Below are 16,010 nucleotides of genomic sequence, written 5' to 3'. Positions count from 1 at the left end.
CGAAATGAGTAAAACAATTTTAGAAGTAAAAGATTTAAAAATTAACTTTAAAACTTATGCTGGACTTGTCCATGCTGTTCGTGGTGTAAACTTCGATTTAAAAGAAGGTGAAACGCTAGCGATCGTTGGTGAATCTGGTTCTGGTAAGAGTGTTACGAGTAACGCCTTAATGAAATTAATTCCACAGCCACCTGGTATTTATGAGTCAGGACAAATTTTATTCAATGGCCGTGATTTAATTCCACTTAGTGAAAAAGAAATGTCAAAAGTGCGCGGAAATGAAATTGCTATGATTTTCCAAGATCCGATGACAAGTTTGAACCCAACGATGAAGGTCGGACGTCAAATTACTGAAGTAATTTTACAACATAAAAAAGTTTCAAAAGATGCGGCGAAAAAACGCGCGATTGAACTTTTAACGCAAGTAGGTATTCCATTCCCTGAAAAACGTTATAACCAATATCCACATGAATTTTCAGGCGGGATGCGCCAACGTGTTGTAATCGCTATTGCACTTGCGGCAGATCCGAAGTTGTTAATTGCCGATGAGCCTACAACAGCATTAGACGTAACTATTCAAGCACAAATTTTAGAATTAATGAAAGAAATCCAAAAGAATTCTAAAACATCTATCATTTTCATTACCCACGACCTTGGTGTTGTGGCTAACGTTGCTGACCGTGTAGCCGTTATGTACGCTGGTCAAATCGTTGAATACGGTACAGTAGATGATATTTTCTATAATCCAAAACATCCTTATACTTGGGGATTACTTGGTTCTATGCCTGATTTAGATAGTAATGAGGACGAGCTATTACGTACGATTCCAGGTTCACCACCGGATCTTACAAATCCTCCAAAAGGTGATGCGTTTGCTGCTCGTAATGAATTTGCAATGGCCATTGACTATGAGCAAGAGCCACCAATGTTCAAAGTAAGCGACACACACTATGCAAAAACTTGGTTGTTGCATCCTGACGCGCCAAAAATTCCACTTCCAGATGCGGTTGCTAAACGTATTGAAGGCTTTATTGCGAAGGAGGAAGAATTCAATGACTAAAACGGGTGCAAAAAAAATTCTTGAAGTTAAAAACGTAAAGCAATATTTCGGTTCACCAAGCAACCCTATTAAAGCTGTTGATGGTATTAGTTTTGATGTCTACGAAGGTGAAACACTTGGTCTTGTTGGTGAATCAGGCTGTGGTAAATCAACGACTGGTCGTTCAATCATTCGCCTCTATGATATTACAGGTGGCGAAATTATTTTCGACGGTGAAAACGTTCATGGTAAAAAATCTAAAAATGAATTAAAGAATTTTAATCGTCAAATGCAAATGATTTTCCAAGATCCATACGCATCGTTAAACCCGCGTATGACGGCTGGAGAAATCATTGGGGAAGCTTTCGATATTCACGGTTTGTATAAGGATAAGAAAGCACGTCGCGAAAAAATCAACCAATTGCTTGAAGCTGTTGGTTTAAACAAAGAGCACGCTAACCGTTATGCCCATGAATTCTCTGGTGGTCAACGTCAACGTATCGGTATTGCACGTGCGCTAAGCTTAGATCCTAAGTTTATCATTGCCGATGAACCTATCTCTGCACTTGACGTATCGATTCAAGCGCAAGTTGTAAACTTATTAAAACAACTACAAAAAGAACGTGGCTTAACGTATCTTTTCATTGCCCATGACCTTTCGATGGTTAAATATATCAGTGACCGTATCGCTGTTATGTACCGTGGTAAAATTATGGAAATTGGTAAAGCAGATGATATTTACAATCATCCTGTACACCCTTATACAAAATCATTATTATCAGCTATTCCGCTTCCAGACCCTATGTCAGAAAAGCGTCGTCAACGTATCCCTTATACACATACAGAAGTTGACGAAAGCGCCACATACCATGAAGTTGGCGAACAACATTATGTATATGGTACTGCTGACCTTGTGAAAACTTGGGTTGGCACTAAGTAATATATATGATCCATCCACTGCAATTATGCATTGGATGGATCATTTTTTTTAGGATTATTCTCTTAAACATCTCTTTACGCTTATTTTATTGGCTCATCAGCTATTAATTCAAGATCTTGAATCTCTGTACCTGTTTCACGATCAATATTATAGCTTTTTATTCGTTTATTGACCGCAATAATTGAAGTACGGAAATACATAGGAACTACCATTGCCTTGTCAGCCATATATTCTTGCCATTTACGGAATGCTTGTGCACGATATGCTTGATCGAGCGCTTCTTCAGAGTCAATATCAGTTAACAACTTCGTTAAATCATCCGAAACGTAGCGACTAAAGTTAAATGCTGCGCCTTTTCCATACAATCCTACTGGTGATGGGTTCGAGCCAGTTTGCCACGCAGCCATATACATATCAATTTCCGGGTCATCTGCTTGTACTTTATCGTAGAAATTGTTGAATTCAATTAAACGGCCTGTCGTTAGTTGTACATCAAGCCCAACATCTTTCCAGTTTTGACGATAGTACTCGACAATCGCTTCATCCGTATCAGAGCCTGACATTGCTGCTAAACGAATGATAAACTTATTGCCCTCTTTATCTTCACGAATGCCATCTCCATCAATATCTTTATAACCTGCTTCATCTAATAATTGTTTCGCTTTTTCAGGATCAAAATGATAGCCTTCCAGCATGTCATCATAGTAAGTTTTGAAAGCTGGCGGTATTAATGAATTCGCACGCACTCGCAAACCTTGATAAAATTTATCTGTTACACTTTCAATATCCATTGCATACGCAATTGCCTGACGTAATTGGATATCATTCATTTTTGCGTTTACATCATAAATATTTTCGCCCTTTTCTTGATCGTATTTCCCTAATTTAAAACCAAGGTAACTGTATGACAACTCAGGGCGCCCTAATATAGAAATATTCGATAAATTTTTTATACTATCATATTGTGTAGCAGGGAATGAAACAATGTCAAATTGCCCTGCCTTCACAGCTTCACCTACAGTTGAAGTTGAAACAACTTGAACAATCAGCTTATCAATTTTTGGCTTTCCTTTATAATAATGCTCATTGGCAACAAACTGCACAGACTCTCCATTGACGATATGGTCAAATTTAAATGGCCCAAGTGTAATTGGATTTTTGCGTACAGCATCAGAAGAAATTAAATCTTTTACCGCAATGGAGGCTAGTTGATGTTTCGGTGCCGCATAGCCCCATAAGCCATCCCCTCCTGAATAAATAGCGGGTGACACTTTTTTAAGTGCGATTTCAATCGATTTGTCATCTATTTTTTTAATACCTGCTATCGTATCTGCTTTGCCATCATGGTATTCTTCAGCTCCTATAATATTTCGAAAATCATCATCATAGCGCACACCTTCATAATCGGGATGGGCGATAATCTCATATGGATAAATTAAATCCTCTGCCGTTAATGGCGTACCATCCGACCACTTCACATCGCCTTGAATCGTGATTGTTACTTTTTTATTGTCAGTGTCGACTTCTAACTTGGCAATTCCCTCATCAGTTAATAAAAAATCACCATCGACTTCAAATAGACTATTTGAAGCATAACCTGTAATGGATGAATCCGTAGCATCCGCAGAAAGTTCAGCAAGGAAAATGCCCTTGAACGGCGAGTCCGATACAAGTCCTACATGTAGTGTCCCCCCTGCAATGGCTTCTCCCTCATTTGTTACTTCAGTTGGTAATAAGCTTGTGTCTACTTTGTTGTCCTCTATTTGTGTTGGTTTATCATTGCTGCCTTTGGACTCGTTTGCCTGCTCTTTATTCGTGCTACTGCAAGCAGCTAATAACAACATGATTATGAATATCACGGATAACGTCAACGACTTTTTTGCCATCGTTATTCCTCCCCCTTACATTTCCGCTTTGTAAAGTTGATTTATTATTTAGCTAAAAATGCCCTATTTTAGTGGTGTTTCTGCTAGTAATTCAATATTTTGTTGCTCTGTCGTATTTCCATATTGAATAGTGTAGTGTTTAATGCGTTTATTGACCGGAATAATCTCAGTACGGAAATACATTGGAATAACCATTGCCTTATCATTCATATAAACTTGCCATGCACGGAAAGCTTGTGCACGATAATGTGCATCTAGTGCTGCTTCAGAATCAATATTATTTAATAGCTTTGTAAGGTCATCCGAAACATAGCGACTGTAGTTAAATGTGGCTCCTTTACTATAGAGCCCTGCTGGTGACGGGTTTGTCCCCGTACCCCATGCAGCCATATACATATCAATTTCAGGATCATCTGCTTGTACTTTATCGTAGAAGTTATTGAATTCGAGAAGACGCCCTGTCGTTAACTGCACATCTAAACCAACATCTCTCCAATTTTGACGATAATACTCCACAATCGCTTCATCTGTATCCGAACCGGCGATTGCCGCTAAATGAATGGCAAACTTATTGCCGTCTTTATCTTCGCGAATACCATCACCATCTGTATCTTTATAGCCTGCTGCATCTAATAGTTCTTTTGCCTTTTCAGGATTATAATAATAGCCCTCTAGCGTATCATCATAGTAAGATTTGAAAGCTGGTGGGATTAAGGAGTTCGCTCGCACACGTAACCCTTGATAAAATTTATCTGTTACCGTTTCAATATCCATGGCATAAGCAATCGCTTTACGTAAATCAGCATCATTCATTTTTGCCTTTTCATCATAAACATTCTCGCCTTTTTCTTGATCATAGTGTCCAAGCTTAAAGCCTAAATAGCTGTATGATAATTCAGGGCGCCCTAATATCGAAATATTCGTTAAATTTTTTATACTATCATATTGATTGGCTCTAAATTCTGATGTTAAATCGAATTTCCCCGTTTTCAGCGCTTCCCCTACCGATGTTGAAGGGACAACTTGTACAACTACTTTCTCAATCTTTGGCTTCCCTTTATAATAATGCTCATTGGCAACAAACTGTACGGACTCTCCATTGACAATATTGTCAAATTTAAATGGCCCAAGTGTAATTGGATTTTTGCGTACAGCATCAGAAGAAATTAAATCTTTTACCGCAATGGAGGCTAGTTGATGTTTTGGTGCCGCATAGCCCCATAAGCCATCGCCACCTGAATAAATAGCTGGTGACACTTTTTTAAGTGCGATTTCAATCGACTTATCATCTATTTTTTTAATGCCTGCTATCGTATTTGCTTTGCCATCATGGTACTCTTCAGCCCCTATAATATTTTTAAAATCATCATCATAGCGCACGCCTTCATAATCTGGATGACCAATAATTTCATACGGATAGATTAAGTCATCTGCCGTTAATGGTGTGCCATCCGACCATTTTACATCGCCTTGTATTGTAATAAGCACTTTTTTATTGGCAGCATCGACATCTAATTTAGCTATTCCTTTATCGGTGATTAAAAAGTCTTCATCTAATACAAATAAGCTATTTGTTGCGTAAGCCATGATTTCTGCGTCATAAACATCAGAGTAATACTCCCATGAGAAAACGCCTTTGAACGGAGAATCTGTCACAAGCCCAACATGTAATGTGCCATCTTGCACAGCATCCCCTTCGTTCGTTACTTCAAATGGAAGTGTACTTGTATCTACTTTGTTATCTTCTGTTTGTGCTGGTTTATCATTGCTATCTTTTGCTTCGCTTGCTTGCTCTTTATCGGAGCTTTTACAGGCAGTTAATAGCAATAGGATTGTCAACGTCACGACAGTTATCAACCACTTTTTTGTCATTGTTATTACCTCCTATATCATCCCAATCTTTGTTTTGCATCAGCGGCACGACGAAGGGCTTGACCGATATAATTAATGCCAAGTATCAAGAGTAAAATTAATAACGATGCTGGTAACCATACCCACCATTTCTCGGCTAACACAAGTGGATTTCGAGCGTAGCTTACTAAAGTACCTAAACTTGGCGTAGAAGGTGGTAGCCCGAATCCTAAAAATGATAAGCCTGTTTCAATCCCAATATTGCCAGCAAGACTTAAAGTAAACTCTACAATTAATAACGAACTTAAATTAGGCAAGACGCCTTTAAACATAATTGCAAAATCACTTGTCCCCATTGTTTTAGAAGCGCTTACATAATCTCGTCGCCCTTCCGATAATGCTTTACTTCGAATTAACCGTGCAATGCCTATCCATTGAAATACACTAATAATCATCACGAGCTCAAAAACACCATATTCAGGGATAATGGACACAAGGACTATAAAAATCATAAATGTTGGCAATGTAATAATAAAATCAATGATGCGCATCATGACATTGTCTACAATCCCGCTGTAATAGCCCATAATAATCCCTAGCGCAATCCCAATTATATTGGCAATAACGGTCACCCAAATGGCGATTAACAGTGAATTTTTAGCACCAATCACTAGTTGCCCAAGTACATCACGTCCTGCCTCATCTGCCCCTAAAATATAGCCATTCTCGCCTGGCTCTGTGTAGCGTTCAAACAGATTGATTTTTAACACGTTCTCTTGATCGAGCAGCCAAGCAGTAATAAAAATAGAAATGATGATTAGTGTAACGCCCACAAAAGAAAACATTGCAACTCTATCTTTCTTAAACTCTCGTAAAACAACTTGTAGACCTGTTGGCGGTGTGCTTTCCATCATTACTGTTTCATTGTTATGTTGTGTCATGTCCTTTCACCTCAACATTATGTTTAGTAGTTAGTCTATACGGATACGCGGATCGACAATGCTCATAATAATATCCGACAACAGACTACCTAATAATGCTAAGAAACCATACAGCATAATCAGTGCGGTAATGACACTATAGTCGCGACTCGTTATCGAACTAATAAACAATTCGCCCATACCTGGATAGCCGTAAATCGTTTCGATAAAAATGGAGCCGCCTAATAAACCTGTAATTGTAAACCCTAAAAACGCTGCAATTGGAAGTACTGAATTGCGGAAAATATGTCGCGTATAAATTCTTCTTATTGGAATACCTTTACTGCGAGCAGTTTTGACATAATCCTGTGTTTTCGCATCAATAATTTCTGAGCGTAAATATTGGATAATCCCTGTAGTACCTAAAATAGCTGCCGTCATCGCAGGTAAGAGCAAGTGATATATTTTATTCCAAAAATAGGTTAGTGTTCCCGATTCTAGGCCAACATCAACGGTTCCACTCGTTGGAAACCACATTAGGCGATAACCAAAAACAAATAAAAACACGAGTGATAAGACAAATGTCGGAATCGCAAAGCTAATAAAGCTATATAAAATAATGGATTTGTCTAACAATGTATCTTGTTTACGTCCTGCAAGCATTCCAAGCGGTATGGCTAATAAATAAACCAGTATCACACTAAGTAAAGATAGCCAAAATGTATTGAGTGCACGCTCCCCAATCAATGTTGACACCGCAATTTTATATGTATAGCTTTGTCCAAAATCTCCTTGAAGAGCATTTGTAATCCAGCGATAATACTGTTCATACCAAGGGTCATAGAAGCCTGCTTGTATTCGTAATTCCTCAATTCTTGATGGGTCTGTTTCAGGTGTGATTAACCCTGTAAACGGATCACCAGGCATTTGCTTTGCCAATATAAAGACGATTAAACTCAAGATAAATAATTGTGGAATCATGACGAGTACACGTCTAACAACCGTTTTCCACATGTTACAATCCCTCCTGCTCAATTTCGGACATCGCCACTTTATGCGTATCGGAAATAGATTTTAAAGGGTATACTTTGCCTTGCTTATCATAGTATTGATGATGGTCTTTTTGATATTTCTCTTCGACTTTTTGTCGTACTGCTTTGCGCTCCATTCTTGTTTCAGGCTCAATATGCGGAATTGCGGACAGTAAGCGATTTGTGTAAATATGCTGTGGATTGCTATAAATATCTTGACGGGTACCAGTTTCCACAAAGCGTCCCTTATACATAATGGCAATGTAATCACACATATGTTTCACGACACCTAGGTCATGGGAGATAAATAAATAACTTAGCCCATATTCTTGCTGAATGTCTTTCATAAAGTTCAGCACTTGTGCTTGCACCGACAAATCGAGTGCCGACACAGGTTCATCTGCAATAATTAATTTCGGATTACAAGCAACCGCGCGCGCTATACCAAGACGCTGCTTTTGCCCTCCAGAAAATTCATGAGGATACTTTAACAGCACATCCTCCGACATACCGACTATGGCTAGTAATTCTTTAATACGCTTGCGCTCCCCCTGATCACTAAGCTTCATAAAGTTACGTATAGGCTCTGCCAGTATATCGATTACGCGCTTTCTAGGGTTCATACTAGAATGAGCGTCTTGAAATATCATTTGAATATCACGACTATAGGCTGACCCTCGCTTGCGACGTCGATTGGTAACATTCTGTCCTTCATAAATAATTTGCCCCGTTGTTACCTTTTCAAGACCAATAATGGCTTTACCTGTAGTAGATTTCCCTGAACCTGACTCGCCAACTAAACCGTATGTTTTTCCTTTTTCAAATGCCATTGTAATGCCATCAACCGCATACACTTTATCTTTTATCGTATTGAAAAAGCCACCTCGAATCGGATAATGGACGTTTAAATCTTTAATTTGCATAAAGCTCATCCTGACACCCCCTCACTTTCTCCTGCAAAATGAAAGTGTTGCCAGCATGTACAACGAACAAAATGCTCAGGTGCAATTTCATGTAATTGTGGATGACTTTCATGAGCGGATGCGTCAATCCACGGTATACGCGATGAAAATCGGCAACCTTCACGTGGTAAATTGACAAGTGAAGGCACCATGCCTTGTATTACCTCTAGGCGCTCATGTTCCTCATGAGTTTGTGGAATCGAGTTTAATAGGGACCGTGTATATGGATGCTTGGCATTGTTAAAAAGCTCTTGAACAGGCGCCTCCTCAATCACTTGGCCCGCATACATCACAGCAACTCGATCTGCCACTTCCGCTACAACACCTAAGTCATGGGTAATTAAAATAACGCCAGCATGTGTCTCATCTTGTAACGCTTTTAACAGATCTAAAATTTGTGCTTGTATCGTTACGTCCAATGCTGTTGTCGGTTCATCAGCAATAATGATGGCAGGTTTGCTCGATAAAGCAATCGCAATCATCACGCGTTGACGCATACCACCTGATAATTGATGAGGAAATTGTCGGGCAACCCGTTTAGGATTCGCAATACCTACTTGCTCTAACAACTCTATTACACGTTCGTCCCGTTGTTGCTTCGTAAGTGTTGTATGATAAATAAGCCCTTCTGCAATTTGTTCGTGGATGCGCATTAATGGATTTAATGCCGAAAGAGGGTCTTGAAAAATAAAGCCAATATCATTCCCCCGTAGTTGATTGAATTGCTCTTCACTTAACTGTGTTAAATTTTGTTGATTGTAAAGTATTTCTCCAGTCACTTTCGTATTCATTGCATTATGTAAGCCTACAATTGTTGTAGCTAACGTGCTTTTCCCACAGCCCGACTCTCCAACTATAGCCAAAATCTCATTTTTTCTAAGCGAAAGCGAAACATCTTCTATTGCTGCATGATAAGTGTCTTTTAATCGAAAGCTCGTCGTTAAGTTTTTTATCGTCAACAAGTCATTTGTACACAAACAGTCTCCCTCCTACAATTATTTATCCACTTTCTCTATATTAGAATTGCAATTTATTTAAAATCCCCCTTTCACCACTCTTATTTTTTGTGAAAAATAATGTTTATCAAAATTACCTACCACAAGAAAAAACACACTTTTCTATAGATAGAATAATCAGATAATTAAATGTATTGCTATTTTATCTAGAAATAATACGTAAAATCAAGCTTATTTTGCAAATTACTATTATAAAATTAAGGAGTATCAGCCTAGTTTTCGCTAGAGGAAAATTAGTTTCCTAGTATCAAATTCAATAATTTGTTATCTTTAAAAAATAAATACGCAAGGTTGTTAGTGTTATTTTAGAATAATTAATTGCGTATGATTTTTTAACTGGTAGTTTTATTTAACTGAATATAGTTACTATCAATAAATTTTATAGATATATTTATCGTTATCTATTTTCCATAATAAATATTCCGCATTAACCACTTCTTATTACATCAATAAAATTAAAATATAACTCATTTAAATAAGTTATATTTTAATTTCACTATCAGTTGGTGTTATTTAAGTTTGTAACTTTTTACAGAAAAATAGTTAGTTTTTACGCTTTATAAAATCCTTGCATGTACAATTTTGATACCCCCGTTTTCATGCCTTGAGCGGAGGAGTTCACCCTGCTTCGCGGATATTTCTCCCTGTTCCGCGGGTATTCTCCCTTGCTCCGCGGATATTTCTCCCTGCTCCGCGGGTATTTCTCCCTGCTCCGCGGTATTTCACCCTGCTTCGCGGGTATTTCTCCCTGTTCCGCGGGTATCTCCTTGCTCCGCGGATATTTCTCCCTGCTTCGCGGGTATCTCCTTGCTCCGCGGATATTTCTCCCTGCTCCGCGGGTATTTCTCCCTACTCCGCGGGTATTCTCCCTTCCTCCGCGGGTATCTCCTTGTTCCACGGATAATATCTCACTCTGCTCCGCGGGTATCTCCTTGCTCCGCGGATATTTCACTCTGTTCCACGGATATTTCACTCTGCTCCGCGGATATTTCACTCTGCTCCGCGGGTATTTCACCCTACTCCGCGGGTAATCTCCCTTCCTCCGCGGGTATTTCACTCTACTCCGCGGATATTTCACTCTGCTCCGCGGGTATTTCACTCTACTCCGCGGATATTTCACTCTGCTCCGCGGATATTTCACTCTACTCCGCAGATATTTCACCTTGCTCCGCGGGTATCCCACTCTACTCCGCGGGTATTCTCCCTTGCTCCGCGGGTATCTCCTTGCTTTGCGGATATTTCACCTTGCTCCGCGGATATTCTCTCTTGTTCCGCGGGTATTTCACCCTGCTCCGCGGTATTTCACCCTGCTTCGCGGGTATCTCCTTGCTCCGCAGGTATTTCACTCTGCTCCGCAGGTATCTCCTTACTCCGCGGGTATCCCACTCTACTCCGCGGGTATTCCCCCTTGTTCCGCGGGTATTTCTCCCTGTTCCGCGGGTATCTCCTTGCTCCGCGGATATTTCTCCCTGCCAAGCGGGTATTTCACCCTACTCCGCGGGTATCACTCTGCCAAGCAGGTATTCCCCCTCCCCAAACAAATAGCAAATGGCACCTATCAAAGTAGAGTTTACTTTGATAGGTGCCATTTATTCACCAACATTATCTTCTTGATTTCGGATTCATTGCATCTTTCAGCCCTTCACCGATAAAATTGATCGATAAGATGACCAATGTAATGGCGGTTGCAGGTGGAACCCAAATCCAAATTTTATCTCTTAATACATCTGAGTTTCTAGCCTCAGATAACATATTGCCCCAGCTTGGTGTATCTGCTGGCACACCAAAGTTTAAGAAGCTTAACGCGGACTCGATAACAATCGTTACTGCCATTAATAGCGTAGCTTGTACAATAATCGTAGAAGCGACGTTAGGTAGTAAATGTTTGATAATGATTTTCGATGATTTACAGCCGATTGACTCTGCAGCTAAAATGTACTCATTTTCTTTCTCTGCAAGAATTCGACTTCGAACAACGCGGGCAACACTTCCCCAACTTAATACGGAAATAACAATAATTAATGTCCATAAGCCTGAAACTTTGCCGACTAGAATCGTATTTAAAACGATAACGAAAACTAATAATGGGAACATTAAAACAAAGTCTGTGAAACGCATTAAAATTTGGTCAACCTTGCCCCCAAAGTAACCCGAAATCGCCCCAATCGTTGTCCCAATTAAAACAATAAAAAACATACAGCCTATGCCAACCGTCAATGAAGATCTTCCAGCATATAGCATTCGCGTAAAAACATCACGACCATTTGTATCTGTTCCAAGCCAGTTTTCACTTGAAGGTGGCTGACTAATTTTCGTAAAGTCTACACGCACGATATCTTTTGTCGTAATATACGGTGCCAAAAACGATAGAATAATAACGATTAGTAAAAAAATAAGGCTGATCATCGCTAATTTATTTTTAAAGAACTTTCTTCTCGCTATCACCCATGGAGAGGGGCTTTTATTCGGTGTTTTTTTTGGTGCAGAAGCTTCTTGTTTTGTTACAATCTCCACATATTTCCCCTCCCTAATCTAGTCTAATTCGCGGATCTACTATACCGTACAGTAAATCAGCTACTAAATTTCCAAAAAGTGTTAAGAATGAAAGTAACATAGTTATCGACATCATGACCGCATAATCTCTTCTTCCAACGGAATCTAAGAACAGTGCACCTATTCCGGGATAAGTAAAGATGGTTTCTGTAATAACCGCACCGCTAATTAATGTAGCGATGTCAAACCCAAGAAAAGTAATAATCGGAATAATCGAATTTCTTAAAATATGCTTGTTGTAAATTTTTGATTCCTTTGTTCCTTTTGCTCTTGCCGTACGTACAAAATCTTTTCGACTGTTTTCAATAATATCGTTGCGTAAAAATTGTGTGTAGGATGCCGTTCCCATTAATCCTAAAACAAGGGCTGGTAATAATACATGATGGACCCTACTTAAATAATAAGCAAATGTGCCTTCCTGCAGCCCTACACCAACTGAGCCGTTGAATGGGAACCACCCTAATTGGAAAGAGAACACATAAATAGCGACAATGCCGGCAACAAATGACGGAATCGCTAAAGCTAGGTAATTATACGAAGCTATTAGATTATCACCTAATGTATAAGGTTTTCTTCCTGCATACATCCCCATGATAAAAGCAAAAATATACGTAAAAATTAAAGATGTAATGGCTAAAAATAATGTATTTGGAATTCGCTGTGCAATCACTTCCACTGCAGGTTTTTTATAAACGGTTGATTTGCCAAAATCCCCTTGTACAAAATTAGCCATCCATCTTCCATATTGCACGATAATTGGATCATTATAGCCTAACTTCTCTCTCATTTCCTCGATGTATTGTGGGTTTGTATTGGATGGATCAATTTCTCCCGCAAATGGATCTCCTGGCATCATTTTTGCTAAGAAGAACACAACTAACGAAATAAGGAGTAACAATGGAATCATGCCGAGTAGTCTTCGAAGTGTGTATTGAAGCATGTGACGTCCCCTTATCAATTAAAATTTACTACTATCAAGCTCCAATTCGAGCCTGATAGTAGTAGGTTTCTCAGCCTTGATTAGGCACTAACTTACTCAACAATGTGCCATTTATAAACGTCTGTTTGGAATCCAACAGCGTTAATATGAACACCTTGTAGTCGATTGTTAATACCATATAAATCTAGATTTTCCCATAATGGTAGTGCTGGTAATTGTTCGTTGAAGTATTTTTGCCAATTAACATACATTTTTTTACGGTAGTCTTTATCAAATGCTTTTTCACTTAACGCTTCTTTTAATAATTTGTCATTCTCTGCATCTACATAACGACCGTAGTTCCATTCTGCATCATTAGCCCATAAACCTGATGGGTCTGGATCAGAACCCATGCTCCAAGAACCGAAGAATGCCTCTAATGCTGCATCATCGTTGTCTTTCATTTCATTGTACAAGTTAAACTCAACTAAGCTTCCTGTTGCTAATTCTGTTTTTACGCCAATATCATTCCAAGATTGAATGATTGCTTGTGAACGACCTTCAAATGCAGCTGGTCCTGCATAGTGACCAAATAAAATTTTGAATGGTTGACCTTTTGGATCTTCAACAAATCCATCACCGTCTGTATCAACATAGCCTGCTGTTTTTAACAGCTCTTTCGCTTTATCCACATTAAACTCGTATGCATTTAAATCTGAAGCATCTGCAGCAGTCCAGAAAGTAACTGGGATAACTGTGTTTGCTACTTTCGCTTTTCCTTCTAAGAAAGCATCGATCATTGCTGGACGGTTAAGAGCATATAATAGTGCCTGACGTAATTCTTTTGAATTGAATTTATCAAAATCAGCTACATTTTTAAGTGTAGCTTTATCACGATGACCAAAACGAAGCCCGATATAAGAATAGCTCACACCAGTTGTTTCTTCGATACGTACATTGCTTAATGCAGAAAGCTCTTTCACAGATTGTGGTCTAATATCCATGATGTCGATTTCTCCGTTTTGGAACGCACCCGCAGCTAATGATGGGTCAATTACTTTTACAATAACACCATCAAGCGCTGGTTTCCCTTTCCAGTAATCATCAAAACGCTCTAATTCAGAATACTCGCCGTCTACCACTTTTTTCACTTTAAACGCGCCTAATCCTACAGGGTTTTCGCGCACTTGTTTTGATTCACTTAAATCTTTTACTGCAATGCCTTCATAATGTTTCTTAGGCATTGGGTATTGCCAAATGCTTTCTAAGTTATTAATTTTCACTTCTTTAAAAGTAATTTTAATTGTGTAAGGATCTACAACTTCAATTCCTGAAATTTTATCTGCTTTGCCTGCTTTTTTCTCTTCTGCCCCTTTTACGCCTTCAACATAGTTGAAACGAGGACCATCATAATCAGGGTGTGCTAACGTTTCTAATGCGAAAACCCAGTCTTCACCTGTTAGTTCCTCACCATTATGCCATTTTACGCCCTTTTCGAAATTGAACGTATACGTTAATTTATCTTCACTAATATCCCATTTTGCAAGGTTTGGTACATATTCTAATTCATCATTTACATCATACACGCCATCCATCATGAAATTTTGGATATAGCTATCTACGATACTTCCTGCAAAGGCAGGGTCAAATACGCCCTCTGGCGCTTGGTCTGTTCCGAATGTAACTACGCCACCTTCTTTAACATCAGTAGTTGCCGCTGGCGTTTCCTTATCTTTTTGTGCATCTTTGTCAGTTGTCCCTGAATCACTATTACATGCTGCTAGGAATAAAGCCATGACAAGCATCAGTAACAGTGACCATAATGTTTTTGTCTTTTTCATTCTTTTCCCCCCGTTAAAATTTTATTTTGAAAAGCATTGTATCCTGTTTTTTCTTGCCGTTTTTAATATAAGTGGCAAGCAACGTTATGGTCTGGCTTCACCTCCTTTAATACTGGTTTCGTTAAGGAACATTCCATCATAGCTTTAGGGCATCTTGGATGGAATGGACATCCTGTCGGAGGATTTGCGGGACTTGGTACATCACCTTCTAATACAATGCGCGTACTTTTTTTGCGAGGATCCGGTACGGGTATCGCGGAAATAAGCGCTTGTGTATAAGGGTGCAATGGTTCATCATAAATACTCGTCTTATTAGCAATTTCAACAATATTTCCTAGATACATCACGCCAATGCGATCACTCATATGCTTCACAACACTTAAATCATGCGCAATAAATAAAAAGGTTAAATCAAACTCATCCTGCAATTCTTTTAATAGATTCAAAACTTGAGATTGAACGGAAACATCCAAAGCAGAAACAGGTTCATCGGCGATAATTAGTTTTGGTTTAAGAGCTAGGGCTCTCGCAATACCAATTCGCTGACGCTGCCCTCCTGAAAATTCATGCGCATACTTATAATAGGCATCTTCAGGTAAGCCTACTTTGCGTAATAACTCCACGACTTCCCCTTTTAATGAATTGAGCGTTTTGTTATGGAAATTCATAATGGGCTCCGCTACGATACTGCCAACCATTTGCATTGGATTTAATGATGCATAAGGATCTTGGAATACCATTTGGATATCTTTTCTTATCTCTCTTAATGATTTGCCTTGTAATTTCGTAATATCCTGACCATTAAAAATGATTTGTCCTTCTGTAGAATCTAACAATCGAATAATAGTACGCCCAGTTGTTGATTTACCACAGCCTGACTCCCCAACCAATCCTAGTGTTTCACCATTTTTGATGGAAAAAGAAATATTATCTACCGCCTTCACATGTCCGACTGTCTTTTTTATAAACCCGCCTTTTATCGGGTAATAAGTTTTTAGGTTGTTCACTTCAAGTAAGTTTTCTTTACGTTGTTTGCTTGTTGTTTCTGTCAT

The 16,010-nt window shown here is 39.0% G+C and carries 12 protein-coding genes; 2 read left to right on the top strand and 10 right to left on the bottom strand.

Features of this window, described 5'->3' with window-relative positions; translation table 11 throughout:
- The first annotated feature begins 4 nt into the window (after nucleotides 1-4).
- Both I5435_RS04505 and I5435_RS04500 read left to right on the top strand, forming a co-directional pair.
- Entirely contained in the window at nucleotides 5-1,060 is a 1,056-nt protein-coding gene (locus I5435_RS04505; RefSeq protein ID WP_024362098.1) for an ABC transporter ATP-binding protein, read from the top strand.
- On the top strand, nucleotides 1,053-1,979 hold the full coding sequence (locus tag I5435_RS04500; RefSeq protein WP_024362099.1) for an ABC transporter ATP-binding protein: 927 nt from the start codon (nucleotides 1,053-1,055) through the stop codon (nucleotides 1,977-1,979). The genes I5435_RS04505 and I5435_RS04500 overlap by 8 nt, the downstream gene beginning before the upstream one ends.
- An 80-nt stretch (nucleotides 1,980-2,059) precedes the next feature.
- Here I5435_RS04500 and I5435_RS04495 read toward each other — a convergent pair whose 3' ends face one another.
- The 10 genes from I5435_RS04495 to I5435_RS04450 form a co-directional block, all read right to left on the bottom strand.
- On the bottom strand, nucleotides 2,060-3,865 hold the full coding sequence (locus tag I5435_RS04495) for an oligopeptide ABC transporter substrate-binding protein (RefSeq protein WP_337983314.1): 1,806 nt from the start codon (nucleotides 3,863-3,865) through the stop codon (nucleotides 2,060-2,062).
- A 63-nt stretch (nucleotides 3,866-3,928) separates the two neighbouring features.
- A complete protein-coding gene (locus I5435_RS04490; RefSeq protein WP_108029501.1) occupies nucleotides 3,929-5,737 on the bottom strand; it encodes an oligopeptide ABC transporter substrate-binding protein in 1,809 nt (602 codons plus the stop codon).
- 17 nt (nucleotides 5,738-5,754) lie between these two features.
- Nucleotides 5,755-6,657 (bottom strand): ABC transporter permease, encoded by a 903-nt coding sequence (locus tag I5435_RS04485; RefSeq protein ID WP_108029500.1) that lies wholly within the window; start codon nucleotides 6,655-6,657, stop codon nucleotides 5,755-5,757.
- A 30-nt stretch (nucleotides 6,658-6,687) separates the two neighbouring features.
- On the bottom strand, nucleotides 6,688-7,650 hold the full coding sequence (gene opp4B / locus I5435_RS04480; RefSeq protein ID WP_108029499.1) for an oligopeptide ABC transporter permease: 963 nt from the start codon (nucleotides 7,648-7,650) through the stop codon (nucleotides 6,688-6,690).
- Between the two features lies 1 nt (nucleotide 7,651).
- The gene (locus I5435_RS04475) at nucleotides 7,652-8,599 is read right to left on the bottom strand and encodes an ATP-binding cassette domain-containing protein (protein ID WP_108029498.1); all 948 of its coding nucleotides are present in this window, start codon (nucleotides 8,597-8,599) and stop codon (nucleotides 7,652-7,654) included.
- Complete coding sequence (locus I5435_RS04470; protein WP_024362105.1) at nucleotides 8,596-9,606, bottom strand: ABC transporter ATP-binding protein; 1,011 nt, start codon at nucleotides 9,604-9,606, stop codon at nucleotides 8,596-8,598. Before I5435_RS04470 ends, I5435_RS04475 begins: the two co-directional genes overlap by 4 nt.
- A 1,641-nt stretch (nucleotides 9,607-11,247) precedes the next feature.
- Entirely contained in the window at nucleotides 11,248-12,159 is a 912-nt protein-coding gene (gene opp4C / locus I5435_RS04465; protein ID WP_024362106.1) for an oligopeptide ABC transporter permease, read from the bottom strand.
- Nucleotides 12,160-12,172: 13 nt separating this feature from the next.
- Complete coding sequence (gene opp4B / locus I5435_RS04460; RefSeq protein ID WP_024362107.1) at nucleotides 12,173-13,138, bottom strand: oligopeptide ABC transporter permease; 966 nt, start codon at nucleotides 13,136-13,138, stop codon at nucleotides 12,173-12,175.
- A gap of 92 nt (nucleotides 13,139-13,230) precedes the next feature.
- The gene (gene opp4A / locus I5435_RS04455; RefSeq protein WP_024362108.1) at nucleotides 13,231-14,958 is read right to left on the bottom strand and encodes an oligopeptide ABC transporter substrate-binding protein; all 1,728 of its coding nucleotides are present in this window, start codon (nucleotides 14,956-14,958) and stop codon (nucleotides 13,231-13,233) included.
- A gap of 62 nt (nucleotides 14,959-15,020) precedes the next feature.
- A complete protein-coding gene (locus I5435_RS04450) occupies nucleotides 15,021-16,010 on the bottom strand; it encodes an ABC transporter ATP-binding protein (RefSeq protein WP_024362109.1) in 990 nt (329 codons plus the stop codon).

This window comes from Lysinibacillus sp. C5.1 (genome assembly GCF_016350185.1).
In the GTDB taxonomy this organism is placed as follows: Bacteria; Bacillota; Bacilli; order Bacillales_A; family Planococcaceae; genus Lysinibacillus; species Lysinibacillus sphaericus.
This window is presented reverse-complemented; position numbering and strand designations above follow the sequence as displayed.

Bases quoted from the DNA above. Each gene is read 5' to 3' on its own strand.
- I5435_RS04485 (WP_108029500.1), bottom strand. From the start codon at position 6,657: ATGACACAACATAACAATGAAACAGTAATGATGGAAAGCACACCGCCA.
- I5435_RS04495 (WP_337983314.1), bottom strand. From the start codon at position 3,865: ATGGCAAAAAAGTCGTTGACGTTATCCGTGATATTCATAATCATGTTG.
- I5435_RS04505 (WP_024362098.1), top strand. From the start codon at position 5: ATGAGTAAAACAATTTTAGAAGTAAAAGATTTAAAAATTAACTTTAAA.
- I5435_RS04475 (WP_108029498.1), bottom strand. From the start codon at position 8,599: ATGAGCTTTATGCAAATTAAAGATTTAAACGTCCATTATCCGATTCGA.
- opp4B (WP_024362107.1), bottom strand. From the start codon at position 13,138: ATGCTTCAATACACACTTCGAAGACTACTCGGCATGATTCCATTGTTA.
- opp4A (WP_024362108.1), bottom strand. From the start codon at position 14,958: ATGAAAAAGACAAAAACATTATGGTCACTGTTACTGATGCTTGTCATG.
- I5435_RS04450 (WP_024362109.1), bottom strand. From the start codon at position 16,010: ATGACAGAAACAACAAGCAAACAACGTAAAGAAAACTTACTTGAAGTG.
- I5435_RS04490 (WP_108029501.1), bottom strand. From the start codon at position 5,737: ATGACAAAAAAGTGGTTGATAACTGTCGTGACGTTGACAATCCTATTG.
- opp4B (WP_108029499.1), bottom strand. From the start codon at position 7,650: ATGTGGAAAACGGTTGTTAGACGTGTACTCGTCATGATTCCACAATTA.
- I5435_RS04500 (WP_024362099.1), top strand. From the start codon at position 1,053: ATGACTAAAACGGGTGCAAAAAAAATTCTTGAAGTTAAAAACGTAAAG.